A 685-nucleotide genomic window follows, 5' to 3' on the forward strand; every position below is an offset into this window, starting at 1 on the left:
CGTTCGGGCCGTCGGTGTAGAAGCGGCGGCCGTCGGTGTTGTCCTCGGGGAAATCGGCGGGCTTGGAGATCAGGTTGATCACATCCAGGCGGAAGCCGCCCACGCCCTTGTCGCGCCAGAAGCGCATCAGCTTGAACACTTCGGCGCGCACCTTGGGGTTGTCCCCATTCAGGTCGGCCTGGGTGTGGTCGAACAGGTGCAGGAAGTACTGCCCGGTTTGCGCCTCGTATTCCCAGGCCGAGCCGCCGAACTTGGATTCCCAGTTATTCGGCTGGTCGCGCCAGATGTAGAAGTCGCGGTACGGGTTATCGAGGCTGCTGCGCGCCTGCTGGAACCACTCGTGTTCGATGGAGGTGTGGTTGACCACGATATCCAGCATCAACTTGATGCCGCGCTTGGCCGCTTCACTGATCAGCAGGTCGCAATCGGCCATGGTCCCGTAGCTGGGGTCGATGGCGTAGTAGTCGCTGATGTCGTAGCCGTTGTCCCGTTGCGGCGAGCGCAGGAAGGGGGTGATCCACAGGCAGTCGACACCCAGCCATTTGAGGTAGTCGAGTTTGTCCACGATACCCAGCAGGTCACCGGTGGCGTTACCCGCTTGGCTGTGGAAGCTTTTTTGGTAGATCTGGTAGATCACCGAGTGTTGCCCGTCTTGCATGGTGGGTTTCTTCAGTTGATTTGTGTT

General features: G+C 60.0%; 1 protein-coding gene. It reads right to left on the reverse strand.

Annotated elements, in window-relative coordinates; translation table 11 throughout:
- Positions 1-637, reverse strand: a 637-nt coding sequence (locus OMK64_RS21435; protein ID WP_272730143.1) for an alpha-amylase family glycosyl hydrolase, incomplete at its 3' end; no start/stop codon positions are given.
- Between the last annotated feature and the right edge of the window lie 48 nt (positions 638-685).

It is taken from the genome of Cellulomonas fimi (genome assembly GCF_028527925.1).
GTDB classification, from domain to species: domain Bacteria; phylum Actinomycetota; class Actinomycetes; order Actinomycetales; family Cellulomonadaceae; genus Cellulomonas; species Cellulomonas fimi_C.